The sequence below is a fragment of the Alexandriicola marinus genome, from assembly GCF_004000435.1.
GTDB lineage: Bacteria > Pseudomonadota > Alphaproteobacteria > Rhodobacterales > Rhodobacteraceae > Alexandriicola > Alexandriicola marinus.
In genome coordinates, this window is sequence record NZ_RBVZ01000019.1 from 1 (window position 1) to 26,730 (window position 26,730).

At 65.4% G+C, this 26,730-nt stretch carries 17 protein-coding genes; 7 read left to right on the plus strand and 10 right to left on the minus strand.

The genetic code is table 11. The features are described 5' to 3' along the window. From EP376_RS21045 to EP376_RS21060, 4 genes are all read right to left on the minus strand, one after another. A partial coding sequence (locus EP376_RS21045; RefSeq protein WP_276317309.1) for a sulfotransferase domain-containing protein occupies positions 1-582 on the minus strand: 582 nt, incomplete at its 3' end. 510 nt (positions 583-1,092) lie between these two features. Continuing rightward, complete coding sequence (locus tag EP376_RS21050; RefSeq protein ID WP_203331231.1) at positions 1,093-2,193, minus strand: Stf0 family sulfotransferase; 1,101 nt, start codon at positions 2,191-2,193, stop codon at positions 1,093-1,095. A 147-nt stretch (positions 2,194-2,340) separates the two neighbouring features. Beyond that, the gene (locus EP376_RS21055) at positions 2,341-4,080 is read right to left on the minus strand and encodes a hypothetical protein (RefSeq protein WP_127657487.1); all 1,740 of its coding nucleotides are present in this window, start codon (positions 4,078-4,080) and stop codon (positions 2,341-2,343) included. A 243-nt stretch (positions 4,081-4,323) separates the two neighbouring features. After that, positions 4,324-7,293 (minus strand): glycosyltransferase, encoded by a 2,970-nt coding sequence (locus EP376_RS21060; RefSeq protein WP_127657488.1) that lies wholly within the window; start codon positions 7,291-7,293, stop codon positions 4,324-4,326. Positions 7,294-7,599: 306 nt separating this feature from the next. On the opposite strand from EP376_RS21060, the gene EP376_RS21065 reads away from it, so the two are divergent. The 7 genes from EP376_RS21065 to EP376_RS21095 all read left to right on the plus strand — a co-directional run bounded on the left by EP376_RS21065 (position 7,600) and on the right by EP376_RS21095 (position 16,629). Next, entirely contained in the window at positions 7,600-8,820 is a 1,221-nt protein-coding gene (locus EP376_RS21065; protein WP_127657489.1) for a polysaccharide pyruvyl transferase family protein, read from the plus strand. After that, positions 8,820-9,488 carry an FkbM family methyltransferase gene (locus EP376_RS21070; protein ID WP_127657490.1) on the plus strand — a complete coding sequence of 223 codons (669 nt, stop codon included), beginning with the start codon at positions 8,820-8,822 and terminating at the stop codon, positions 9,486-9,488. Before EP376_RS21065 ends, EP376_RS21070 begins: the two co-directional genes overlap by 1 nt. Before the next feature lie 52 nt (positions 9,489-9,540). Further along, positions 9,541-10,422: a class I SAM-dependent methyltransferase gene (locus EP376_RS21075; protein ID WP_164745023.1), complete on the plus strand. Its 882-nt coding sequence runs from the start codon at positions 9,541-9,543 to the stop codon at positions 10,420-10,422. Then, positions 10,419-12,599, plus strand: a complete 2,181-nt coding sequence (locus EP376_RS21080) for a galactosyltransferase-related protein (protein WP_127657492.1) — start codon at positions 10,419-10,421, stop codon at positions 12,597-12,599. The genes EP376_RS21075 and EP376_RS21080 overlap by 4 nt, the downstream gene beginning before the upstream one ends. Positions 12,600-12,693: 94 nt before the next feature. Continuing rightward, positions 12,694-14,178 (plus strand): class I SAM-dependent methyltransferase, encoded by a 1,485-nt coding sequence (locus EP376_RS21085; protein WP_164745024.1) that lies wholly within the window; start codon positions 12,694-12,696, stop codon positions 14,176-14,178. Positions 14,179-14,309: 131 nt separating this feature from the next. Beyond that, positions 14,310-15,425: a hypothetical protein gene (locus tag EP376_RS21090; RefSeq protein ID WP_127657494.1), complete on the plus strand. Its 1,116-nt coding sequence runs from the start codon at positions 14,310-14,312 to the stop codon at positions 15,423-15,425. A 46-nt stretch (positions 15,426-15,471) separates the two neighbouring features. Next, positions 15,472-16,629: a hypothetical protein gene (locus tag EP376_RS21095; RefSeq protein ID WP_127657495.1), complete on the plus strand. Its 1,158-nt coding sequence runs from the start codon at positions 15,472-15,474 to the stop codon at positions 16,627-16,629. Positions 16,630-16,642: 13 nt separating this feature from the next. Here EP376_RS21095 and rfbA read toward each other — a convergent pair whose 3' ends face one another. The 6 genes from rfbA to EP376_RS21125 form a co-directional block, all read right to left on the minus strand. Beyond that, positions 16,643-17,527, minus strand: a complete 885-nt coding sequence (rfbA, locus tag EP376_RS21100; protein ID WP_127657496.1) for a glucose-1-phosphate thymidylyltransferase RfbA — start codon at positions 17,525-17,527, stop codon at positions 16,643-16,645. Next, a complete protein-coding gene (locus EP376_RS21105; protein WP_127657497.1) occupies positions 17,517-18,158 on the minus strand; it encodes a sulfotransferase family 2 domain-containing protein in 642 nt (213 codons plus the stop codon). Before EP376_RS21105 ends, rfbA begins: the two co-directional genes overlap by 11 nt. Next, complete coding sequence (gene rfbC, locus EP376_RS21110) at positions 18,158-18,736, minus strand: dTDP-4-dehydrorhamnose 3,5-epimerase (RefSeq protein ID WP_127657498.1); 579 nt, start codon at positions 18,734-18,736, stop codon at positions 18,158-18,160. The genes EP376_RS21105 and rfbC overlap by 1 nt, the downstream gene beginning before the upstream one ends. Before the next feature lie 17 nt (positions 18,737-18,753). Continuing rightward, entirely contained in the window at positions 18,754-24,162 is a 5,409-nt protein-coding gene (locus EP376_RS21115; protein ID WP_127657499.1) for a glycosyltransferase, read from the minus strand. A gap of 149 nt (positions 24,163-24,311) precedes the next feature. Continuing rightward, on the minus strand, positions 24,312-25,391 hold the full coding sequence (locus tag EP376_RS21120) for a leishmanolysin-related zinc metalloendopeptidase (RefSeq protein WP_127657500.1): 1,080 nt from the start codon (positions 25,389-25,391) through the stop codon (positions 24,312-24,314). Between the two features lie 140 nt (positions 25,392-25,531). Further along, positions 25,532-26,730, minus strand: a 1,199-nt coding sequence (locus tag EP376_RS21125) for a DegT/DnrJ/EryC1/StrS family aminotransferase (protein WP_206074817.1), incomplete at its 5' end; no start/stop codon positions are given.

The window sequence follows — 26,730 nt, forward strand, 5'->3', positions numbered from 1 at the left end:
GTGTTGGCCTTCACGGAGTGCCGCTTTGCTGTTGACCCGGACCTGGGTGTCTTCGGCCAGTCTGGCGGCCTGTAGGGCCGTGCAAGGAACGCCGACGAACTCCATGACATTCAGGATATGGGGTGCGGCGTCCTGGAGCATGTCCTCATACCTGATCAGGATGGCGTTGGGCCGTCCCTGCCAGGAAAGACGGTGATGCGCCGCGCGCAAGGCATAGCGCCGCCCGGCGCCTTCAAGCCAGGTCTGCTTCTGGTCCTCGGAGACCTCGCCCTGTCGTTTCTGGTGATGAAACCATGACACAACGGAATCCGGCAGGTTGCGGTAACTCACCACGATGCGGACCTCGGGACGGTCTAGGAACGCGAATTCCGGCGTAAATGTCAGATGCAGCTTGAGCAACGTCGGTCCGGTCCGCCATTCGCCACTAGCGATGTAGCCCTCCAGTTTCTCATGGTCGACAGAGGGGTTCATCCAGCCGTTGGCCCAGGTTTCGGACGGATATTGCGGGTCGATGTGGTTGCGCAGAATGGTCTGCATCCAGGTCGATCCGCTCTTGGGGACACCGTTGTTGATAATCAGCATGTGCACCTCTGGCTGTCTGCGTCTCTTGGGTCGCGTACGATACGATGATCCGGGCGGGCGGAAAAATCGCTATCTTCTGGCGTTTTGCGTGATGCGTTCATGATGATCCGCACTCTGGACGTTCCGTGCTTTTGGGCGATGGAGCATTACACAGCATATGTATTATTGAGTAGTCACTTATCGCAGTCCTAATCTCCCAATCCGCCTCCATCAGCATCTTCATCCGGGTCAGATCGACCTTCTCGCAGGCCGTATAGACGAAATGGATCCGGTGCCCCCGCACCTTGAGCAGGCTCAGAAGCGAATGGATCCGCCGCCGCGCGCCATTCTGCGGCGGGTGGGACGAGACAGGCGAGATGACAAGGATACTGGACACGGGGAGGCAGAACCGATCTGGGTTGCAACGGCAGTTGTGCAACTGTGACGATGGCAATTACCAGAGGGTCGAAGGCAGGCCAAGCAGATCGCCACGGCGGCGCTGTCTGCCACGCGTGCCCGGGCCGTCACATATCAGGGCGCGCGTCCCATCAGCGCTTCGTAATCCTCGCGGAACTGTGCGCAGAGCCGGTCGTTCTCTTCGTTGGCGAGCTTGGCGCGACCCTTGGGCTGGTCGCCGGGCACCCAGGGCAGACCGAGGAATTCCGCGATCCTCTCCCCCAGCGCGGCCGCATCCCCCGCCTCGATGTCACGGCCATATTCCAGCGCCATGTGATCGGGAAAGATCTCCCGCGCGAAATCGAGCACATAGCTCTGGTGCCGGTAGCCGAGATAACGCGGCAGCAACTTGTCGAAATCGTAACCGACCTTGTTCGCCTCCTCGAGCCGTTTGGCGTCACGGCCTGTTTCCAGATGCCAGATCCCCCGCCGCGAAGCGAGATAGCCCGACACGGTCTGTGCGACCTTGTCGTCGCGTTCGATGACGATGGTGCGGACAGCCACGCCCTCGAAGACCTGCTTGACCAGTCTCATGCCCCCTACCCGGGCGACGTAATCCTGAAGGAAATGCGAGATGATCTTCGTCGAGGCCTGACCGTCCGTCGTTGTCACGATGCTGAGGAAATTGCGCAGGGCGGCGGCCCGGTTGAACTTGTAGGAGCTGGCCAGAACCTCGATCACTTCGTTGCGCAGGTGTTCACGGGTCTTCGCGCCGGTCACGTGGGAGACAATGTCGGCCACGAAACTCGATCCCGACCGGGGCGGGGCAAAGATCAGCGTAATCTGTCGGCAGTGCGTCTTCTGGGGCAGGCGGTCAAAGATCGCCCCTGGATTGCGCGCCACGAGCGCGGGAAACAGCGCCTCTCCGAGGCCCGCGAAGCGATGATCGGGACAGGCTGCGCGTAGCGCGTTTAGTGTCTTTCCTTCGCCGCCCGACGCGGCGACGAGCCAGAGCTTTTCGTGTGACTTCACGGCAAGTTGGTCGAGGGTGTTTTCGTCGAGCGGGATGACTTCGACATCCTTCAGCACACCCGAAAACGCGGTACTTCCGGGGGTGTGTAGCGTATCGGGCAGCAGATCCATCTCTGCCACGGGCGTGACGAGCCCGATCCGGCCCGCGTGTTTCGAGAGAAACGGCAGTGCCGACAATTCGGCGTCGGGGGTGAACAGCGGCATCATAGGGGCAGACTTTCAAATCCTGAAGGCATGGAGGCGCATGATCCTGTCATTCCCGGGCATCCAGAACACCCATCCTCCCGATGCGTCGTGACATCAAATGCCGAACGGGTAAAACCAACTTACCGTGCCCCCTCTTGTCCCTTGCTAGGAGGAAAGTTCCGCAACCATCCGGGCGGCCCTGAACTTGCCAAGCCAAGTGGAGATACCTTCCATCTTGATGCTTTGCAAACGACTGCCGATCAACCGCCGGAAATCGTCGGTCACAAGCTGCCTGGCGACGTCGTGCTCCTGAAGAAGATCCAGTTCCGTCTCTATCGACGTGATGCAGAACTCGCGAAAATCCCGGTCCTCTTGCTCTCCGCTGAATTCTTTTGTTTTCGGGGGAGGCATCTTCAGACGATCAGGATCAGGATGGAAGCGGTCGATCAGATTGTCCTGTGTCGCCTGAGCCCGCTGTGCCACCGACGGGTTCCTCAGGAAAAGAGGTTTGTCATATGGCAGATGCGCCAGGTCGAAATTGAGCGCACGGGTGATATCGTAGACCAGCCGGTCGGACTCGATAGCTTGCCCCGGTATCCGGCGGGCCAGCTGGTAAAGTGATACAGAAGCCGCTGGCGAGAAAAGCACATTTTTCTCGTTCTTGCGGTACTGGGTCGGAGCCCCCAAGTGGTGCCTGTTGCGGAAATTCGCGTAGTGCAGGTCTATGGCTTCTCTGATGGACCGGGCTCCAAGATCCCGAAATACAGACAGCCACTGTTCTACGATCAAGTCACGTATATCCTGCGGCATCTTGTGAAACATCTTGTAGTTTCGAAGCCATTTTCTGATAGAGGCCGGATGAACATTCGACTGCAGTAATTTTGGGTTCAATCCCTTTGTGAAAACGGTTCGATACAATTCACCAGAGCCCCCGATCAGCGCAACCGAGAGCTCATCGGAAATGAGGCTGACATTGGCCTGTTTGTAGAGCGTCTTGGCCCCCATGTTGGCGAGAGTGAAGTGCTGCAAGTCATCATCGAAACTCTGACCGACACGTCTTACACGCTCCGGTGGGGTGGCGTATGCCAGCTTGAAATAGCCAGCCAGGGCAGTCGAGATGTTGGTATCGTCTTCATTGACGTCATTCGTCTGGAAGAGCACATCCCGCTCCCGGCCCAAAGACAGAAGGGCGCCCAACACCATCCTGCTGTCACGTCCCCCGGTCAGTGTACTGAAGACCGGCAGACCGGCATTTATCACGGCAAGCACATTTTCCCGGATCTCTTCGATCCCCCTGTCGAGAAGATACCGATATTCTTCGATCTTGGGCGGCTCTCCCTGCGGGGGCGGGGCAGGTGAAACCGACATCTGTCCGCCCCGGAAAATGATGCGTTGTCCGAGGAGGCCAAGAAAAACACCCTCGACATATGTCTCCTTGGAGGTCTGGGAAAAACACAGGTAGTTGTCGGTGAACCAGGTGGAGGCGATCGAACCCAGGGACAGCTTCACCGGGACACCGGCGGTTTTCATGGCCAGAGCGATCAGGCGGATCGAGTTGCTGGCCATCGGACCCTTGGCGGTCTTCGCATAATAGATCGGGATCGTTCCGAGTTCGTCGGCGACGAGTTCCAGGCCCATGGGGCCGTTGTCGACGGGACGAATTCCGCAATATCGCCCCGTCAGAACTTCGTTTCGTTCGGGGTGGTATTCCCCCAGTTCGAGGGTCCTGTTACGGATGATGACACCGGAAACCGTGCGGCCCGGATCACCCTCAACATTATGGAAGATCGTCGCGTCTTCGGTCACATGGCGCGTCAGGCCAGCGAGCGCCGTAACCGAGTGGCCCGCCTCGCCACCCAGCAACAAGAAATCGTTGTGTGGGAAAGAACACGGCAGGAAATTCATCAGTTCGTAATTCCGTATAGTAAAGGTCTTGGCAGTCGAAGTCGGGGGTGGGAATGGCTGAACCCATCGAATGGGCAAGCTCAAGGCGCCTCATGAGCGGCTTGCCTTTGAAGGGGCGGACACAACACAGGTGCGTCTACACGTGATTGCGACGGTGCTTTTTTATGGCCGCGGTGCTTTTTTCTTATGCATCAGGATGACACGGGTGGGGGTGAAAACACAAGGTGAGAGCCCGGTTCAATTTCACCCCAGCACCACCTTTCCGAAATCTGGCCAGTTCGTCGCCTCGGCGATCGCGCGGGCGTTGGTGCCCATCTCTTGCAGGCGGCCGGCCTCCTTTTCGGACAGCAGGTCGCGGATCGCCGCTTCGAGTTCTGCGGCCTCGCCGGCATAGAGGCGGCCCGCGGGGCCGGGGCCGGAGCCCAGCACTTCGCGCGTCATGCCCACATCGGGCACCACGACCGGCACCCCGAAGCTGAGCGCCAGCAGGAGCGAGCCCGAGGTCAGCACCTTGCGGTAGGGGTAGACGGCGATGTCCGCGGCGCGGAAGAAGACCTGCATTTCCATGTCGTCGAGGAAACGGCCGGTCACGTCGATACGGGCGCGTTCGGCGGCGGTGAGCGCGGGGCTCAGGGTCTCGAAGAGGTCGACCTGCATCGCACCGGCCAGCACCAGCCGTGCCCGCGGCCTGTCTGCCAGGATGGTGCGCATCGCGTCCACCAGGTGCTCGACGCCCTTGTAGGGACGGATCTGGCCGGTGAAGAGGATGATATCCTCATCCCGCCCGTATCCCAGAAGATCGCGCGCCTGATCGCGCCCGATGAAGTCGGGATAGGCGCCCACATAGGCGCCATGTCGTGAGATGACGATCTTGGCGTGATCCAGTGTGAAGGCCGTCTCCACCTCCGCGACCGAGGCCTCCGAATGCAGGTGCAGCGTATCGGCCAGCGCCACGATGGCCTCGGACAATTCGGTCTCAAGCGCGATGAAGGGGCTGTCATGGCTGACAACGTTGTGGATCGTCCAGACCAGCCGCCCGCCCATCGACTTGAACAGGGTAAGCCGTTCGAGAAATCCGTCGACCCGGGCGCGGGCTTCCTCGGCATCCCCCTCGCCAAGGCCCACGAAGAGAAAGTTCAGCCAGTGCAGGTGGAAGGTCAGCGGCCCCTCCGTGCCGCCAAGGGCGGGCAGGTCGGTCATCAGGCGCAGCGCGGCGTCGATATCGCCGGCCACGAATTCGGCCTCTTCCCTCGCCGCGCCGTAGAGCAGCTTCTGATAGGGGTTGGAGCGGGAATAATCCGGCCAGAAGACCACCATCGGCTGGCCGGGCTTGCGCCGGTAGGTGACGCGGCGTGGATCGTCCTGACCCTCGACGACGGCCACCTCCCAGAACCGCTCGAGGCCCAGCCGTTTCAGCGCCTCGGTCTGGACCCGGTAGGTATTGGCCGTCTGGTGATGTTCATTGACGTTCGAAGTGTTCTCTCCGTGCCAGCGGCGCTGGTAGAGCATCTCCTCCACGTGGTGGAAGTTCCCGGTCTCGGACAGCTTGAGGAAGATGTCGTAATCGACGGCATTGACGATATCTTCGCGAAAGCCGCTCGTCCGTTCCCAGGCGGCGCGGCGGAACATGCGGAAATGATGGGCGATGGAGGTGACCATCATCTTTTCGCGCGAAAAGACGGGCCAGGAATATTCGTCCTGCAGGTAATTGCCCTCGGCGTCGACCCGCTCGCAGGAGCCATAGGCGCAGACGACCGCCGGGTTGGCATCGAGATGTTCTGCAAGGCGCCGGACCGCGCCGGGTTTGAGGCGATCGTCACTGTCGAGCTGACCGATATACAGGCCGCGCGCCATGCCGATCGCGGTGTTGGAGGCAAACCCGATCCCCCCATTGGGGTTGGCCAGCCACCTGACGCGCCTCTCATCGCCATAGCGCCGCTCCAGCACCTCGAGTGTCCGGTCGTAGGAGCCGTCATTGGCGAGGCAGACCTCGAGGTCGAGGAAATCCTGCTCCAGCACGCTGTCGACGGCGCGCTCGATATATTTCGAGGCGTTGTAGGTCGGGATATAGACCGAGACCTTGGGCACCTCGTAATGGGCGGCATCCTTCTTCCTGTCCCAGTGATTGGGGGCGAGCCCTGTATAGAGACGGGCGTCCTCCTCGCTGATCTCGTCCTTGTCGCGGGTCAGTCCGGGCAGGGCCAGGGGGGCGAACCAGGCGCCGTGATTGTACAGCCGGAAGGCCAGTTCCCGCCCGGCTGCATGGCGCGAGGTGAACCGCGGATCGAGAAGCCCGGTCAAGCGCAGGAGCGCTGCCGGCACTGCCATGTTCAGGCCTGCCACGTCCCGGAACGGATAGCGCATCGTCAGCATCGGGCGCAGCGCGGTCAGCGAGAAGGGGGTGATCTTCTGTCCGTCATCCTCGCCCAGCGGCTTGAGCAGCTGCACGAGTGTCTGGCTGATCCGCCCCGGCCAGGCGATCCGGGCCAGCGCCGTGGCATCGAGCCGGGCCGAGCCGCTGAGGAAAAGGGCGATGTCGGCCGCGTCAAGCCGGGCCGCGATATGGCCCTGCGCCTCCTCGCTGAGCAGGTCCGCCTCGACCCGGTCCGGGACAGGGGCTCCGGACGGCGCCGCGAGCGGCAGATCACCCGCCCCGCCGAAGAGCGTGAGCCTGACCGGCCCGTCATGGGTCTGGGCCGCGAGATCCTGTAGCAGCAGGGCCAATTCCCGCGGGCCACGCAGCCGGTTTGCATCGAGCAAGATGTGGATGACCGGCGTCCGGACCGGCCCCGCCGCGCCAAGCGCGGTGGCCGCGTCATACAGAAAGGTGATGTCGTTCTGCCCGCCCACGATCATCGGAAGGACAAGCCCGTAGGGAAAGGGACTGGGGTGATCGACCTTGCTGTCGAGCCGCCGGAAGGCGCGGTGATGGATCGGCGCCGCATGGCCGAGGTAATCGGCCGGGCTGTTGACGGGGGCCGGTGGCAGGCCGGCCGGGCGGAGCGCCTCGAGTTGCCGGGCATAGACGTCGAAGACGGCATCGGAGAGATCGGCGGCGTAGCGGACCGACTCGAGGATTCGCTGCGCGAGGTGCCAGCGTTCGGGCAGGCCCGGGGATTGGGCAATCTCGAGAGCTTGTCGCAATCTGCTCCAGGCGTTGCGGGGATTTTCGCCGCGTCCCGCGCCGGGGTCGATCAATCCGTCAAGGCTCATGTCCCAAATCCGTTCTGGGCCGCTCCGGAATAGGCAGGGCAACACATTTCATCAAAAAACTTCGGTCACAATCACGTCCGGCCCGCAGACCGCCCAGTTCACCGGCTCGGCAAAGGCCAGACAGGGCCTTCTACATCATGACGCGCCCGCGGAAACAAGGGAGAAGGTCGTCCTGTCCGTTCCGACCGTCTTAGCGATGCGCTAACCCTGAGCGGTCTAATCTCGGTTTGCCCGCCGTCTTGGCGGCGGAAGAACGGATGGTCCGGGCCTCGTCAGGCCGGGGTCACGGCGAACCGGAGGCATGTCATGACAGAACCCGTCCTTCTGGTGATGGGGCCGCCGGGCCATGTGCGCGGTGCCGATACCGGGACATGCCTGCGGCGCATGGGGCAGAATGCGGGAAACCTCGTCTTTCAGCATGCGGTGCCCAGACTCGTGGCGGGGCGCTGCGTGCATCTGCACGAGACGGGCGCCGATTGGGGGGACATGTCGCTGCACGCCGCGGCCCGGGCGGTGATCTTTCCTGCGGCCAATCATCTGCGCTGCGGCGCGGACTGGACCGGGCTGAACGGCTATCTGTCCCGGCCCGGCCCTCCTCTCGTGGTTCTGGGTCTGGGCGTGCAGGCCCCTCTGGGTGCCGGCGTCGCCGAGACCGCGGCCCGGCTTGCCGCCGATCCTCATGCCGCCCGGCTCGTGGCGATCCTGCGTGACAGGGCGGCCCTTGTCACCGTGCGCGGCCGGTTCAGCCAGGCGGTCTGCGACCGGCTGGGCCTTGCGGGGACACGGGCGCTTGGCTGCCCCTCGGCCCTGCTTCACCCTGCGCCCGATCTGGGGTCGGGCCTCGCGGTCCGGCTGGCCCGGCTTCGCGCTCGGCTGGCGGGCAAGGGCTGTGCTGTCCGGCCGGTCATGGCCGCCGCCGCCCCGTTCGAGATACGGGGCAATCCCGAGGCGATTGCGCTTGAACGGAGACTGTTTCGATGGGTTGTTGCCGAACGCGACGGGCTCTACGTGCAGCAATCGGGCGGGGTCGCGGCGCTGCGGGCAGCGTCGGGGCAATGGCATCACCTTGCCCCGTCGACCCGGGCCGGGATCCGGGCGGTCCTCGCCCCGGAGATGGATGAGGTGGCCTTCTGGTCGCGCCTGTGCCGGGCAGGGCGGGTGCCGCTGTCCGCGCCCGACTGGCTCGCGATGCTCGCGGGGCGAGACCTCGTGATCGGCAGCCGCGTGCACGGTGTCATGGCCGCATTGGCGGCGGGTCGGCCCGGGGCCCTTGTCGTTCACGATGCGCGCAGCGCGGAGCTGGCGGAGACGATGCATCTGCCGGTTCTTGACCGGACCGATGTGCTGGCCGCCGCCGATCCGGGGGCCGCGCTGGCCCGCGTCCGCTTCGATCCGCCGGCCTTCGACCGCTGGCGCAGGCGCGCCGCGCAGGAGACGGCGGATGCATTGCGGCAGGTGGGCCTGCCCGCCTCTTCCCATCTCGAGGCGCTGGCGATCGGCGCGGCCCCGGTTGCGCGAGCGGCCTGATGCGCGATCTGGCGGGCTTTGTCGACTGGCTGGGCGCGCGGGGGCTGGCGCCTGCCACGGTGATCGATGTGGGCGTCTGTCATGGCACGCCCGCGCTGCAGGACGGTGCGCCCGAGGCCTATCACATCCTTATCGAGCCCCTGCTCGAGATGGAGCCGCGGCTGGCCGCGATCCTGCGCCGCAGGCGGGGCGAATATCATCTGACCGCGCTTGGTGCACGGGCCGGCTCTGCCCGCATGAAGGTGGAGCCTGGTGCTCCGGAAGGGGCCAGTCTGGCGGGAACAGGATCGATTCCACCCGATGACCCGCGCCTGCGCGAGGTCCCCCTTACCACGTTGTCACGGCTTCTGGCGGCGCGCGATCTGGACCGGCCGATCCTCCTCAAGACCGATTGTCAGGGCCATGACCTCGAGGTGCTGAAAGGGGCCGGGCGGGCGTTGCGCCGCAGGCTCGACGTGGTTGTGATGGAGGCCAATCTCTTTCGGCCGGCCTCGGATCCGCGCCTTGCGCAATTCGGCGATATCGTCGCCTCCATGCGGCGCTGGGGCTTCGACGTGGCCGATATCCTGAGCTATCAGCCCCGCCCGCGGGATGGCGCGCTGGGATATGTGGACGTGGCCTTCCTGCGTGCCGACGGCCCCCTTCGGGCCGATCACCGCTGGGCGTGATTGCGCGATGCGCACCCCCCGGCTATGGAACTGGCATGGAAAGGCCCGGCCCATGATCCCCCGCTCCCCGACCCCCAAGGCCCCGCCCCGCCCCATCGAGGAGCGGTTGCTGGCGGCGACGAACCTTGCGGGGACCTTCTATGCGCCTGCCCGTGGCAAGGCCGGTCATGTGCGCGAGGCGATCGGCCCCGAGGCGGAGGCCCGGCCCTGGGCCGCGCGTCTGCCCCCCACCGATCTGCGCCATTACTACGGGCTGCGCGACGGGGCCTGGCGCGACGATCTTTACCTGTCGTCGGGGGCCTCGGATGTGCGTGCCCTGCGCCGGACACTGGCCCTCGATGGTGTCGCGGGGCCCGGCCCCCGGATCCTCGATTTCGGCTGTGGCGCGGGCCGGATGACCCGGCATCTGGGCGCAGAGGCTGCCACGGGCGAGGTCTGGGGCGTCGATATCCATGCCGAGGCGATCCGCTGGGCGCAGACCCATCTGCCGCCCTTCCATTTCGTGACCACCACGACCGCGCCGCATCTGCCCTTCGAGGACCGGAGCTTCGATCTGGTCTTCGCCAGTTCCGTCTGGACCCATATCGGGGATCTCGACGATGCCTGGCTGCTGGAGGTGCGGCGGCTTCTGAAACCCGGAGGCAGGCTCTATTTCACCATAAGTGATGCCGAAACGCTGGATCGGATCGCCCGCGAGGCGCCCGATCATGCCTCCAACGATCACGTGGCGGCCCTTGATGCGGAAACGGGACTGCTCACCCGGAACTGGCGGGCCTTCATCACCCGCACCACCCCCTGGAAGCAGCGCGTCGTCTATGACCGGGACGATTTCCTGGCCCATGTTGCCCGCTGGATGGAGCTGCGCGCGGTGATCCCCGGCGGCCATGGCTGGCAGACGGCGATCCTGCTGGCAAAACCGGAGGCGCGGTCATGACCCCGCCGCCCGGATACCGCCCGCCGCCCGCCTTGTCGCCCCGGCTCGACCCCGAAGCCGGGGTCCTGCCCGGGATCAGCCTCGTCACCGCCTGCCGCGATCGCAACGACAACCTCGCCCGGGTCCTGCCGGGCTGGCTCGCGCTCGATCTGGCGGAAGTCGTGGTCGTGGACTGGTCCTCCGCCATCCCGGTGGCCGACACGCTGGCCGAGGCCGGGATCAGCGATCCCCGGATCCGTATCCTCCGGGTGGAGGGCGAGGATCGCTGGGTCCTGTCCTATGCGTTCAATGCCGGGTTCCGGGCTGCGGAACATGCGGTGATCCTCAAGGCCGATGCCGATATCGCGCTGGCCCCCGATTTCCTCGACCGCAATCCCCTTGCCCCGGGTGAGGTGGTGGTCGGCAACTGGCGTCACGCGGCGCCGGGTCAGCAATATGTGAACGGGTTCTTCTACGTGCATCGGGCCGATCTGGCGCGGGTCAACGGGTTCAACGAATACATCACCACCTATGGCTGGGATGATGACGATCTTTATGACCGGCTGCGCGATGCGGGGGTGGCCCGCGTCGATGTGGCCGGGGGCACGGTGCGCCATCTCGATCATGACGATAGCGTGCGTCTCGGCCACGAAGAGGCGGGGATAAGTGGCTGGGCCGATCTGCGCGCCCGGCCCATGTTCGCGATCCGCACCAACCGATTTCTCGCCACGATGATGCCCGCCTGGGACATCAACCGCACCATGCTGCCCCTTGGATGGCTGGAGGAGGGGCGGCTGGCGCGCGCGGGCCGCAGCCCCCATACGGCGCCCGACCATCTGCGGGTGCGGGCCGAATGGCTCGCCGCGTGGGAATTGCTGTCGTGGCGGGCGGGGCTGCGCGTCTTCGATCTGGACGAGGCCGGGCTTGACCGGCTTCTGTCCTGCCGCCGGTTCGAGGCGATCACCGATCTGCATGTGGAACTGGCGCTGGCGGAGGCATCGCCCGAGATACTGGCCGCCCCCCGCCATCTCGTGGCCGATCTCGATCTGCCGGCCCTGTCGGCCCGGCCCCATGCCGCCGCCCCGCTGAAGGTGCGGCTCGATGAGATTGCGCGGGAAACGGGCCGCGTGCCCGTCCTGCGTGCGACCCGTCGGCCCACGGGGCTGGCCGGGCTGGACCAGCTGCCCTTCGTGCCTGCCAGCTACCCGCTGGGCCCCGCCGCCCGGGCGCCTCTCGGGGCCGCCACCGAGGATCTGGAAAGCCCGGTCCTTGCCGTTCCCCTGGGCGTGCAGGACATCGCCGCTCTGGCCCCGCCGCCGCCCGCACCGATGGTGCATCGCCCCGGCGAGGGCCGGATCGTGATCGAGCCCTGCCACGGTCTCGGCAACCGGATGCGGGCCATCGGATCGGCCGCCGCCATTGCAAGGGCGACGGGGCGCGAGCTGGTCATAAACTGGCGCCCGGACAATCATTGCGAGGCGGGTCTGGAGGATCTGTTTCAAACGGATTGCGCCGTAACAGAGACGGATCTGATCGAAGAGGCACGCGCGCGGGGGGATCTTGTTCTCGACAACATGGAGACCGGGCCGGATGCCGCGAAGGGCACGCCGCTGGAGCTGGTTCCCGGGCAGGATGCCTATCTGCGCTCGGCCTATGTGATCACACATCCCGCAAGCCATTGGGTGGCGGAAAATGCCGCCCTGGCATCCGTACTGCGCCCGCGCGGGGAGGTGCGCGCACTCGCGCCGCCGGGGCCCTTCGACATCGCGCTTCATATCCGGATGGAGGCGGCGGGCGGCACGTTCGACGCCCCCCATAACTGGAGCGCGGAGGGCCATGACGCGATCCTGCACTGGCGCGGACAAAGCCATTACGCGCGCTTCATGACCCGGCTCGATGCGTGGCTTGCCCGGTGGGAGGCGTCCGATCCACCCCGCATCTTCCTGGCCGCCGATCAGGCCGCCACCCGCGAGGCCTTTGCCGCGCGCTATGGCGGGCGTGTCGTGATGCGGGCCCATGACGGCCCGGATCCGGGGCGGGATCGGTCGACCGGGGCCCTGCGCGCGGCATTGGCCGACATGCTGGCCCTGTCGGAAAGCCGGCACCTTCTGGCCAGCCCCTGGAGTTCCTTTGGCGAGGTGGCGTTGCGCCTGTCCGGGCGTCTCGATGCCCATGAACGCGCCGGTCTGGATTTCTGAGCGCTGATCCACGCTCAAAAATGGTCCGGGGAGCTTTCCACCTGTACCATGGCCGCGTATGACAAGATCAGATGTGATCAGCCCGGGACCAGAGATGACGCAGAACATGACAGGGATGGTGACACGGTCCGGGACTGCGCCTGCCATGCCGGAGATCGTGACACCGGCCTCGGCGCGCGCCCTGTTCTGGCGTCCGCGGTTCCTGCGCCCCTCGCCGGATCTGTGCCATCTGCCGTTCCTGTTCTGGCTCACCGATCTGGCGCGGCCCCGGGTTTTCGCCTCTCTGGGTCTCGGCGATGGGGTTGCCTATTTCGCGACCTGCCAGGCGATCGACCGGCTGGGCCGGGAAAGCCTGTGTCACGGGGTCTCGGCCGATCCGGCTGCGCCGGAGCTGAGGGATCACAACGACAGCGAATATGACGACATCTCGCGGCTGAGCACTGGCACGGCCCGGTCGCTGGCCGCGCAGATGGCCGATGGAACAGTCGATCTTCTGACTGTGCATGGCGTGCCCGACACCGAAACGGTCGCAGCCCTGAACGACGAATGGCCGCGCAAGATGTCGGCGCGTGGCGTGATCGTGCTGCATGGGGTGGCGCATTGGCCTGCACACGGCCCGGCGCGGCTTTATCTCGACCGGCTGGGCCGGGATCATCCGGTCATCTCCTTCGAGGAGGGTGCGGGCCTCGTGGCGGTGCTGTGGGGGGCGGATCAGCCCGGGCAGCTGGCCGATCTTGCCCGGCTCGACCCGATGGCGCCCGGTGCGGGCGAGGTGCGGCATGTCTTCCGCCGGCTTGGATCGGCGGTGCAGACGGAATGGGCGGCCCGCGACAGTGCCGAGCGCGCCGATCTGGCGCAGGCCCGCGCCACCGCCGCCGAGACGGCGCTGGCTGAACTGGAGGCAGAGCGGGATGCCACGGCCCGCTCTCTCGCCGAGCTGCGGGACACGCACGAGGCCCGCTCCCGCGAGGTTGCGGTGCTGCAGGCGAAACTCGAAAGCGCCGAGGCGCTGCGCGATGCGACCGGCCTGTCCGACCTGATGCACCGGCACGGGGCCGCGCAGGAGGAACTGGGCACCCTGCGCGCAAGGTTGACCGAAGCCGAGGCTCGCGCGGCCGAGGGCCGGCGTGTCGAGGCCGAGGCGCGCGCCGTGGCGGAGGCCGCCGAACAGGCCCGGATCGAGGCCGAGAAGATTGCCGCCGATCGCGTCGCGGCCAAGGACAGGGCCCTGCAACAGCTGGGCGCCCAGCTTGCCGCCAGCCGGGATCAGACCGCGGCCCGGGAGGCCGAGGCCGAAGCCGCCCGACGTGCGCGCGCGGACGTTCTGGCGTTGACGACGCAGCTCGAGGCGGGCCGTGAGGACCGCGATGCCGTGAACCGCGATCTTCAGGCGCTCAAGGCGTCTTATGCTGCACAGCGTGAAGAGATTGCCCGCCTGCACACTGAGGCCGATCACCTGCGTGCCGAGCGTGACGAGGCGCAGGGCCATGTCGCGGCGCTCGTGTCGTCTACGTCCTGGAAGCTCACATCCCCCGTGCGTCGGCTGATCCTAGGTCTGCGCCGCCTGCGCGGCGGCTGAAACGAATATCCGCCGCCTGATCCCACCCGTGATCGGAGCGCCATCACCTTGTCAGCCGTGGCATGTCGTGACAGGAATGCGCGTCAATAATCTACTGGCCTGAGCCAGCCTATCCCGCGGAGAGATCAGATATGGTGAAAGAGCTCGTCATCCATCTCGGTGACTGCAAGACAGGATCGACCGCGATCCAGACCTGTCTGATGGGCAAGGGCTATGAATTGCCGAAAGGCAGCATACATTACCCCGCCCGGTTCAATCATATCCCCCTGGCCCATTCCCTGTCCGACCAGAAGATGATGGCCGCGGACCGCGAACAGATGGAGGACCGGTTCCTTCAGGTGGCCGCCGCGCTGGATGACAGCGATGCCGATTGGGGGATCATTTCGGCCGAGGTCTTCGAGTTCATCTCTCCCTTCCGGCTTCGCGATGCGCTCAAGCGGTTCATGCCGCAATACGAGGATCGGACCCGGCTGATTTCCTATGTGCGGCCGCATCACAGCAAGGTCCTGTCGGCCTTTGCTGAACAACTGAAAAAGACTGGTGGCCCGAAGAACATGGGCATCCTGTTCGATCGCCGCGTGGCCAATGGCTCGCTTCTCTATCACAAACGCTTTTCCCAGTGGCGGGAGGCCTTCGGCCCGGCCTTCACCCTGCGCCCCTTCATTCGCGAGCAGCTTGTCTCAGGGGATGTGGTCGCCGATTTCTTCGCCTTCGTGACCGGCGACGACACGATCAAGACATATACGCCCGAGCATTCGAATTCGTCCCTGTCGATGCGAAACCTGATGATGCTCAAGGCGGTTCATGCGCGCATGGCCGAGCACCCGGAACTGAATGATGTCCTGCTCAAGCGGGTGCAGGATGATCTGGGATGGCATATCGCGCCATATCTCTCGGCCAATGAGCCCGCCAAGCCAGTCCGGCTCCAGATGCATCGTGGCCTGGCCCAGAAAATCCGGAAGGAATGTGGCGAGGATGCGCGTCTGCTAGATGCGGATTTCTTTGAAGGCACGCCGATGACCGAAGCGCTTGACGAGGCACCGGCGCAGGCTCTGGAAAAGCCTCAGAGCCTGCGCCCGGCCGATTACTTCGACCCGGCCGAGTTGGGCATCATCCGCGGCTGGGCAGATTTCATGTCCAACATCATCGCGCTGGAGCCGGAACATTTCTTCTGGGCCGTGCGCCGGGATGCCGAGGAAAAGGTGTCTGCGCTTGCCAGTCAGATAGGCGCAGCGACAAAGGAGTGAGGTAAAGGCTGTGGTCAAAGAGGTTGTTTTTCATATTGGCGATTGCATGACAGGTTCGACCGCGATCCAGTCGGCCCTGTCATCGGGCAGCTATGTCCTGCCGCGTGGGGGGACGATCTTCTATCCCGCGCAGATCAACCACAATCAGCATGCCTTGACCATTTCCGATCTGCCCGAGGCGCCTGTTCATGCGCCGTTCCGCGAGGCGAGGTTCCGGGCGCTGGCGCAGGCCATGGATGAGAGCGATGCCGATTGGGGCGTGATCTCGGCCGAGTTGCTCGAATTCGTGAAACCCGAGGCACTCAAGGCGGTCCTGGATGAATTCTTCCCCGATTATGCCGGCCGGACCCGGCTTGTCGCCTATGTGCGGCCGCATCATGCGCGGATCGTGTCGGGCTATGCAGAGGCGCTGAAGAAATCCGGCGGCCCGCCCACCATGGCGGGATATTTCGATCGCCGAAAAGGGGCGCAACGGTTCTATCATCCGCGTTTTGCCGCCTGGAAAGAGACCTTTGGCGAGGCGTTCACCGCCAAGGCGTTTCATCCCGACAGCCTCCGCGCCGGTGACGTTGTGCATGATTTCATCGCCTTCACGACGCAGCAGCCGCGCGCGCGATCGACGCTCGAGACGGTACCGAATGCGTCTCTGTCGCTGCCTGATCTGGCCATGATGCGCGAGGTTCATGCCCGGATCATGGAGATGGAGGGCGGCGAGGCCGCGGGCATGGAACTGGCGCGTCGACAGATTGGCTGGCACATGGCGCCGATCCTCGGGCGGCGCTATGGCGAACTTGGCGTTCCGGCCGCTGACAAGCTGAGAATGCCCCGGCCCCTGGCGCAGAAGGTGGCCGATCATTTCCGCGATGATGCCGCCGCGATGGATGATGCGTTCTTCAAGGGCATGCCCCTGACAAAGGCGCTGGCCGATGCGGTCGACAGCGCCCCGCCGCAGCGCCAGAGCCTCGATCCCGAAAGCTATTTCGATGCTGTGGATCTGGCCCGGATCCGGGCCTGGGCGGAATTCATCGGGCGGATCGCGATCGCCGATCCCGAGGCCTTTTTCTGGGCGTCGATGCCCCCCGAGGAACGTGCCGCACATATGGAACGGGCGCGTGCTGTCGATGGCACCCTGACGGAGGAAGACGTTCAGCAAGAGGCCGGAACGGGGTCGCTGATCAGCCGGATCAAGGGCAAGATCAGCTGAAACAGACCCTGTTTCAGTCGCGCAGCAGCGTTTTCAGGTACCGACCGTAGTCGTTCTTGGCCATGGCCTCGGCCAGTTCCTCGAGCCTGGCGCGGTCGATCCAGCCTTTCTCGTAGGCGATCTCCTCGAGGCAGCCGGTCTGAAGGCCCTGCCGCGATTGCAGGGTGCGCACGAAATTGCCCGCATCGAGAAGGGAGCCGTGGGTTCCGGTATCGAGCCAGGCGTAGCCGCGTCCCATGCGTTCGACCGTCAGGGCGCCGTCGGCCAGATACATCTCGAGAAGCGAGGTGATCTCCAGCTCGCCCCGGGCCGACGGGGTGACCTTCGCCGCCCGCGCAGGCGCCGTTCCGTCCAGGAAGTAAAGCCCGGTGACCGCGAAGGGCGAAGGCGGTTTTTCCGGTTTTTCGATGATCTGGGTCACCCGCCCCTCGGCATCCATCGCCACCACGCCATAGCGTTCGGGATCGGCCACGCGGTAGCCGAAGACGGTGCCGCCGGTCTCTCGTGCGCAGGCGCGCTCCAGAAGCTCGGGCAGGCCGTGGCCGAAGAAGATGTTGTCGCCCAGCACCATGCAGGACGGGCTGCCATCCAGGAACGCCTCGGCCAGGATATAGGCCTGGGCGAGGCCCTCGGGCCGGTCCTGCACGATATAGGTGAAACTGACGCCCCATTGGCTGCCATCGCCAAGGGCGCGGCGGAACTGGTCCTGATCCTGCGGTGTGGTGATGATCGCGATCTCGCGGATCCCGGCCAGCATCAGAACGCTGATCGGGTAATAGACCATCGGCTTGTCATAGATCGGCATGAGCTGCTTCGACACACCGTTGGTGATCGGAAACAGCCGCGATCCCGTGCCGCCTGCCAGAACGATGCCCTTGCGCGGGGTGTCACCTGTCATAGCCGAACCTCTCGAAATCTGTGGCAAAGAGATCCCCGATCAGCGCACGGGCCTCATCGCTGATGTCGAATTCCGGGACCTTGCCGCCCAGTCGCCGGTAGCGCGTGTTGATCCGCGGGATCTGCGGGTGCTCGGGATCGGGACCAAGGCCGAGCCGGTCATCGATCCAGGCCTGAACCCGGTCGAGCCCGTCTTCCATGCGGAAGATCACGGCCTCTTCGGGGACGAAATCCACCATCGGGCGGGTGTGATTGTCGAAGATGAAGGGGCGCTCCCCGGGCAGGTCGGCCAAGGCGCGAAGCCAGTCTTCGAACCGCGTTTCAGGCGAAACAGAGCCTTCTTTCTCGAGTTGAAACAGATAGACGGCGGCCATCCTGTCGACCGGGTGGCGCACCACGGCAAAGCGCGCATCGAAAAAGCCGGGGGGAAACAGCTTGTCGAACATCTCGAGCGGCACATGCTGCGGCGAGCTTTTCGTCCAGCGTTGCGGGGCCGGTATCTCGAAGAAGCGCGAATCCCAGAACGCCATCGGCCCGGTTCGGTTGGTGATATAGCGCACCACCGCCGTGCCTGCGCATTTCGGAACATGGGCGAAATGGATCACCTGCCCGCCATGACGAATGATCGGCATCAGAGGGGCTCTCCGGCGATTGAAAAGGGGGTGTCGAGGGTGGCGAAGGCGGGGGCCGCATGATCCTTGTCCGACAGGATCGCGCGGGCCGGGTCGATGCCCCAGTCGATGCCCAGGTCGGGATCGGCGAAATGCACCGCGCGGTCGCAATCGGGCGCATAGATATCCGTCGTCTTGTAAAGAACGATCGTGTCGGGTGCGCGGGTGATGAACCCGTGCAGGAACCCCTTGGGCACCAGCGCTTGCCTGCCGTTCTCTGCGGTGAGTTCCATCCCGTGCCATTGGCCGAACGTGGCAGAGCCGCGCCGGATATCGACCGCCACGTCCAGGATTGCACCACGGGCGACCCGCACCAGCTTGTCCTGCGCATGTGGCGGTGTCTGGTAATGCAGGCCCCGCACCGTGCCGGGCAGGCGACTGATCGACTGGTTGTCCTGAACGAAGTTCAGCTCGATCCCCTGTTTGGCCAGCGTCACGGCATTCCACGTCTCGCTGAAGGCCCCGCGGTCATCGGCAAAGACCCGGGGTGTCAGCACGACAAGCCCGGCAAGAGGCGTCTGTTCGATCATGACACTCATGCTATTCTACTCTCAGGTCAAAGTGGCATCTCGAAGGCCCGGGCGTGGCCACAATAGACAATCTCCCTTTCCAGGGCGACGCAGCTTCGTGCCGCCCGGGGGCCGAGAAGCGTCTCGAGATCGGTCCCGTCGCCGGGGGGGTCCTGTTCCAGATCGTTCTTCAGGGCCCGCGCAACGTCGGGCAGCAGACACAGGCAGAAGGGATCGGGTTCGCTCAGGCCCACGAGGCTACCGTCAAGATCGAGGCCCGGGTCAAGCAGGTTGGCACGGATATGCGATATCGCGATGCAGACATCGCGTTCGCGCCAGGAACTGGGCGCATGGGCGCGGGCCTCGTCTTCGCGTCCGCCGATGCCATGACGGGGCACGAGGATGCCGGTGCCGGGGCGCCGGGCGGCGGCGTCCCACAGGCCGGTCACCGCTCCTCCAAGAAGGAGCGTACCGATCCGCATCACCAGAAGATCGGCTGCGTCCCGCCGCCAGTCGAGAGCCTGTTTCAGGGCGTCGAATGCGATGTTTTGTGCCGAAACAGATCCTGTTTCGCGCAGCTCGACCTCCCATGGCAGGCCCTGATCGGACAGGGCCCTCCGCACAGGTCCGGCAAATCCCGCAGGCAGCATGGCCAACAGCCGGCCCTGTCCCGGATCCGGACGGGCCATGGCCAGGTCCGAGAGCCGTTGGGCGATCCGGCCGGCCGGATCCGGTCCGGTGATCGCCTCACGGTCGGGGACGAGAACGGCCATGTCCATGATCCGGGAGGGCGGTGCCGCATCCTTGTCGTCAAGGCCAAAGCGCGAAGCGAGCCTGTCGATGATGGTCGCGATCCTCTCGAGCCCCTGCTTGCGCGCGGCATCATGGTTCAGCCGCATCGGCGCAGGGCCATGGTCGCTGGTGGCAAGGATGGCCGGGACGACCCGCGGGGCCGAGATATCGGCGATGCGCAGCATCAGGTCCCAATCCTCGAACGTGGGCAGGGTCCGGTCGAACCCGCCAAGCCGCTGGTACAGATCGCGCCGCATCATCAGGCAGCTGATATCCGTCCCGGGCCTGTTCTCGAGCCGGGGAAGCGTGGGCTGGCTCCACCGCAGGCCGATCGTCTCGGCGCTCTCTGTCACGCCGTCCGGTGACAGCACCCTGTGGGTCAGCCATTGCCCGCAGATGACGGCTTGTGCACCGCCGGCCAGCGCATCGAGTTGCAGGGCAAGATAGTCCGGATCCCAGGTGGTGCGGGTGTCGATATGGGCGATGACGGGGCGGTCGGTATCCTTCAGGGCGAGGTTGCGTGCCTCGGCCCGGTTGAACAGGGTTCTCGGCGGCGCAAGCAGCCGGATCCGGGGATCGACCTCGGGGCCCAGCATCCCCGACACCGTTTCGGCAAGACGGGCATCCCCGGTCGCGATGCGCAACTCCCAGTCGTCGTGGGTCTGGGCCAGAACGCTGTCGATCGCCGCACGCAGGCCCGGCATGTCGTCGGAGTGAAGGACGGGCAGGGCGATGCAGACCGGTGCGGCGCTGTCGGGGGTCAGCGCCGCGCGGCGGTCTGCGGCCATCTTGCGGAAATGGCGCACGATGCGGGTCGTCTCCGGATCATAGGAGCCGAACCACGCCTCCTGACGATAGAACAACTCTGCCTCGATCTGGTCGAACGGGGCATTCACCACGGAGCCTTGGCCGATCTTGTCGGAGAGGGTGGCCTCGGCGATGATTTCGTCTTCCCCCGGTGCGCGCAATTCGTAGATCCGCTCCGTTCCGTCGGAAAGATGACGAGGCAGGCGGATCGAAAAGCCGCAATCCCCCTGGTTGACGGGGAGGTCCGCCAGACCGCGTCCGACAAGGCGCCCGCCGGTCCAGATCTCTGCGATGGCGGGGCCGTCGGACATGGCCTTGTTGCGCAGCCAACCCGTGCAGCAATGATTGCCCAAGGTCACGAACTTGCCCTCGAGCAAAGGGGGAGGGTAAGGCAAATAGGCCGAAACAGAGCCTGCTTTCCGACCGTTGAGATAGAGCGTTACCGTCTGGCTCCGCCCTGGTGTGAGGTCGTCCTTGGGCAGGGGCAGTTCGAAGCGCAGGCAATCTGCCGGATCGCTGTCATCGCGTTTGGCCTGGGCGCTTCCCAGGATATTGCCATGCATCACCGCGGAAAGCCGCCAGGGACCGGTCGATGCCGCGCCCGCGGGCAGATAAAGCGTTCCGGCGATCTTGGGGCTGGTGCCGCCACCGGTATAGAAGCCAACCTTGAGCCCTCCCGCGATCCCCGGATCTGCCAGAGGCAATTCCGGGTCGGCAAGCTGGCCTGCCAGAAGATCGACCGCCCCGTACCGGTCGGCCTCTCCATCGGCGAGGGCGCGCTCTGCCAAAGCGCTGAACCAGTCGAGCCGGTCGGGTGCGGCGCGCCGGATCCGCTCCAGCCAGGGGGCAATGAAGTCGCTATGGAGCCGGGTCCGTGACGCTGTCGGATCGGGTGCCCGTTCGATATCGCGCCTCGCGAGCTTGCGGGTGAACAGCCGGGAGTTCCGGATGTAGTAATAGAAGAAATAGGAGGTCGGAACGCCGCCCACCTCGGAGCGCTTGTGATGCTGCAGCCGGATGTCGGGCAGCACGATCGAGGGCACGCCCTTGGATGCCGCACTGAGCAACCAGTCGCTTTCCTCGAAATAGAGAAAGTAGTCTTCGGGCAGGTAGCCGATCCGCTCGAGGGTCGACCGGCTGAAGAACAGGGCCGCACCGGTGACGAAATCCGCCTCAAAGGGCGTGTCGGGCAGGACACCGGCGCTTTCGCCGGCATACATATGCCCGGTGGACAGGCCCGACGTCGTGTCGATGAAGCATCCCGCCGAGGCCACCCGCCCCGGATCGCCGCCGCGCAGCAGGACGGGTCCGAACACGGCCGGTCCGTCATGCGCCTCGGCCGCGGCGACCATGCGGTCCAGCGCATCGGGCGGTGCGGTGAGATCGGGGTTCAGGATCAGGATATAGCGATAGTTCAGACCGGCGATCAGGCGCAGGCCCGCATTGTTGCCCGCCGCATAGCCCAGATTGGCGGGCAGGCGCAGAACATGGCTGTCGCCAAATCGCTGGACCAGTTCATCCACCGTGACCGAGGGGGAGCCGTTGTCGATGATGTAGAGGTCGAAATCCTGATCCGTACCGTCCTGAAGGGAGGCTTTCAGCTGACCGGTATCTTCGCAATTCTCGTAATTGAGGATCAGGATCGCCGTTCGGGCGGGGCGTTCGGGAGGGAAGCTCCGGCCGAACAGGTGAGCCTGTCGGGGGCGATCCTCGAAATCGAGCATGACGGCCTGACCAGTGATCCGCTTTTCCAGAAGCGGAAGAAGCGCCTGCGCGGTGGGATGCCAGTTCCGTCCGGTCATGGCGGCGCGGGCGGTCTCGCCCATTGTGCGGGCGGTGTCCTGGCCCTTTGCCAAGGCCTGAAACAGGCTCTGTTTCAGCCCATCTTGCGTCTCGGGATCATAAAGCAGACCTGCCTCGTCGGGCACGAGACGACGGATCACCTTCCGGTTCGGGGCGATCACGGGCAGGCCGAAGGACATGACCGTTAACAGAGCCTCGGGTGTGTGGCCTTCGCGATAGGGCATCACGGCCCAATCCGCCGCGCGCAGGAACCATTGCAGGCTGTTGTCGGCAGTGTGGGTTTCGATCACCCTGACGTGGGGCAGCCCGTCGAACCGCCGCCGGATCCGGCCCCGCCGCGCACCGGGCGCGGTATTGCCGAGGATCAGGAAAAGTGCCTCGGGATGGGCCGCATGAACGGCCTCGAAGGCGGCGATGGCGGCATCGATGTCCTTGCCCTCGCCCAGTCGTCCGAAAAGCAGGAAAAGCGGCGCATCCCCGGTCAGCCCCAGCTTGGCCCGGGCCGCGGCACGGGTGGCGTAATCGGGATAGTGACCGACCGTGCCGCCGGGCGGGGTGACGACGCAGCGCTCGGGCGGCAGATCGACCCCCCAGGCCCGGGAAAGCGGCGCGATCAGGCTGTCACAGTGAAGATGGACAGGGCCGCGCAGCGCGGCGACTGCCTGCCCGAGGGCGCGTTCCGCCTCGGGCCAGGGGCCTTCGGGCGGGGCGCGTAATGTCCAGATCACCTGTCCGCCCTGATGCATGAGAAAGGCCAGCTTGCGCCCGGTCTCGCGCGCGAGGTCAGCGGCCTCCTCGGCCGTCTTTGCCTGCGCGAGAAGAGGGCCGAGGGCGATCAGATGGACCACGGGCGCCTGGTCCTGTTCCGGGTCGGTCAGATGTTCCATCGCTCCGGCAAGGCCGCCCGGACGCGGCTCGACCCCCGGCATCGCCCTGTAGAGCATCCGCTGGTAGGGGTCGCTTGCCGAGATGTCGGGGGCGACAAAGACTGCAGGGGGGAGGCGGGTCGGCGTGAATATCGGCATATGGTTGGGTGGAATCGACCCTGTTTCACCGCAATCAGGTAAAGGTGAAGGCAGGGTAAGCCGGGATGGATCGGGCGCGCCGGTTCCGTCCGGGGACAGGGTCAGGAAGGCGGGGCCCGGCTCGCTCTCCGGCCCGGGGTGCAGGTGGCAGGTCAGGTTCGGCGTGGTTTCCGTCAGAAGCGGCGTCACGTCGGCGGCAAAGCCGCAATCGGCCCATAGACCGGGTCGCAGCTCCGTCTCGAGGCCGACGGTGGCCGAGACAGGCGCGCCGCGCCCATCTGCGGCCTGCAGCACGATCTCTGCCGGTCCATCCGTCAGGGCCCAGCCAGTCAGATCCGTGCCCTCGAGTGACGCATCTGATGCGAAGACGGGGGCATGGGCTACGGCGGCCCGGGCCTGTTCCGGCGTCAGCCGTTCCGCCCGCGCGGGACGCAGCGCGACAAGACCCGCAGCCGCAAGAGGTTGCCGGGCCGCCGGATCGAAACGCACGGCACGATCGGTCGTTTCAACAAGCCCGAGGGTCAGGATATGGTCCTCGGGCAGGTCCAGCAGGGCTGCGTATGCATCCGGCCCGCCGGGGCGGACGAACGCGCTTGTCACATTGTACCAGTGCTCCGGAGCATAGGTGATCCGGGCCATTCCCACGGGGATCGGCTGAATGCTGGTGGATGCGACTTGGCCGACATGGGCCTTCAGCGGCGCACCGGGCGTTGTCCGGCCCGATCGCGCGGCAAGTCGCATCACGACCCGAATGCCGGTCAGCGTATCCTCGGTTCTGGGTGGCAGATCGATCCTGAGCCTGACCCAGCCTGTTCCCTTCGGTATCTCGACCTCGACGCAATCGATTCCGTCCTGTGTGACGGGCCGGGCAGAGACGCCGTCGACCACGCCGGCAAGGATGCGGTAATCCTTCCAGTCGATGGTGATGCCATCGGACAGACGCAGCAGGGCATCGCCGGGTTCCGGCGCAATATTGCGGTGCCCGAACCAGCCGGTTGCGGGGGTATCTGCCTCGGGTGAATCTGACATTGAACTGCTCTTGTGATGGTCCCCCGCACAATAGGCGAACGCGCGCTGGATGGAACGCCCGATCCAACCCGGTCGCGGCAAGGTTGCAAAGAAGGTCTCGCAGGCCCGATTTCGTGTTGCCCCGGCCGATTGCGGTGACGGAGTGCCTGTCAGATAAGCAGTTCGTCGGGTTGCGGCGGGGTCGCTGCCGGATCGTCCGGGTCCCAGATCGTGTCGTATCCCAGGTCTTCGAGGGCCGCGACCGTCATGGCCGAAACGGTGTTCGCGGTATCGATGAAGCCGGTCATCAGCTCCGAGTCGAACAGGGCGTCGTCCCAGTGGCTGCCGGCAGTGCCCGATCCGCCCTGCGTCTCCACGGGGATCCCGTCGGCAGATCCGGGATCTCCGGCTGCGATATCGGCGAAGACGGTGTTATAGGCCAGGATCGCATTCGCGCCGGTATAGACGATGTCGCCGGCGCGTACCGTGCCGTCGGTCAGGTCCAGCAGATCCCAGACCGTGCCGAAGCCCAGACAATGGATCATTTCATGGAGCACGATGTCGTCGAACAGGCCGTCGGCGTCGAAATCCTCTGAATCGGCGATGTCGAATTCCATGATCCCCGTGGTCGGCAGCTTCGAGAAGAAACGCGCGCCGGTCGGCCCCGCCTGACCCAGAACGCCGCCAGGCCCGTCGATATCCTCGAGGCTTGCGGTGATGCGGATATCGTCCACCCCAAGCGCACCGCCCCCGCGCACATCCCCCGGGATGATCAAGGAGAGGTATTCGGCCGCAACGATGAAGGCCTCCTGCAGGCTTGCGGTCCAGCTTCCCTCGAAGACGATCTCGATGTTGAAGCCGCTGGTGCCCTGCCCGCTGAGATAGCTGTCGAGAAGACCCGCCGTCGTGGCCGGGCCGCTCCATTCCGCGGTGACCCCCCAGGCCGTGATCCCGGCCCCGGGATCGATGACCGCAGCAGAGGCCGTCAGAACGAGCGTGGATGCGGGATTGATGGGTGCCGCCTCCGGAGCGGCCTCATCCGGGCCGGTCGTCTGCGTGTCAGTGCCGGTCTGCGCCATCTCGGCCAGCATCGGGGCAAAGACGAAACTGTCGGCGTCATCGAGGCGGGCGTCGGGGGCCTCGGGCAGGCTCTGTGACATGGCCGCGGGGCCGAACATCTGGCCCTGCTCCGAAAGACCGGTATCCTCGATGGGCGGGGCGTAAGGGCTGGCAATCGTGGCATGCGCCATGGGTGTCCTCCAGCGGGCCGGGGGCGGGACCGGCCCTGTTGCGATCTAGCGCCACGATTGCCTGCGGGGCAAGGCCGGGCGTGGCCGGCCATGGCCGATCGGCGGAGTTCGTCCCATCCGTGCCGGACCCGGCGGAGGCGTCAGTCCAGCATCACGGGCAAGGGCCGGGTGCGGGCCGCGGCCTCGGACAGGCATTCGACGATATAGGTCACATCGGTCGGCGAAAGATCATGCGCCATGGGCAGGCCCAGCAGACGGGCGCTCAGGCTTTCGGTGGCCGGCAGCGGATCGCTTCCGGCGGGGGCGAAATGAGGCTGCGCATGCTGGCCGGCCTCGTACCAGCGGCGGGTTTCGACCTGCCGTTCGAGAAGATGCGCCTCGGCTGCGAGAAATCCTTCGGCCGTCTCGGCCTCGAACAGGGCATAGGCGGAACTGACCCGCCCCGGCAGATGCAGCCGCCCGCCCAGATCGTGGCCCTGCGCGGCCGTCTCATAGGCGCGTGTGACGGCGGCATAGTCTCGTTTTCGCGTGTCGAAAGCATCCAGCATCGCGAGCCCGATCGCGGCGTGATATTCGCTCATCTTCGCATTGGTGCCGGCCACCTTGCATTCGCGCGACAGGAAGAAGCCGAAATTGGAGACCTGGGTCACCCTGTCCTGACCGGGCCTGTCCCCCCAGATCACCGCGCCGCCCTCGCCTGTGGAAAAGGTCTTGGTCGCGTGAAAGCTCAGCGTCATCGGAACCGTGTCCGAGATCGGTGCAGGCCGGGTCACCACCTGTTCGAAGGCTGCCGCCGCATCGATGACAACCGGCACGCCGGTTTCGCGCTGCAGGGCCTCGAACCCGGCGATGTCGGGCAGGACACCATAGGGCGCCACGCCCACGATCAGCCCGGCCTCCGCCAGCCGGGGGTGGCGGGTCAGGGCCGTCGGATCCACGGCCCATGTCTCGGGGTCGATATCGACGAAATGGGCCTGATAGCCGCAGCGTTCGATCGCAAGCCCGGTCGCCGCGAAGGTGAAGGAGGGGATCAGGGCCAGCGGCCGTTCCGGCGTGGCAAGCCCGGCATGGGCCAGGATCGCGACTTCAAGCGCGGATGTGCCCGAGGAGGCGGTGTGCACGCAGTGGCGAGGGGCATCCATCTCGCGGGCGAGCCGTTCTTCGAGCAGGTTCACCAGCGGGCCGCGATTGGTATAGAGCCTGCGCGCATCGATCGTGCGCAGATAGCCGGTGATGTCGTCCGCTTCCGGCAGTTGCGGCCGGCAGACATAGATGAAGTCCCTGTCAGACATGGCCGTGCCTATCCCGGTGCAGTTGTGGAGTGCCCCCACTGAAGTGG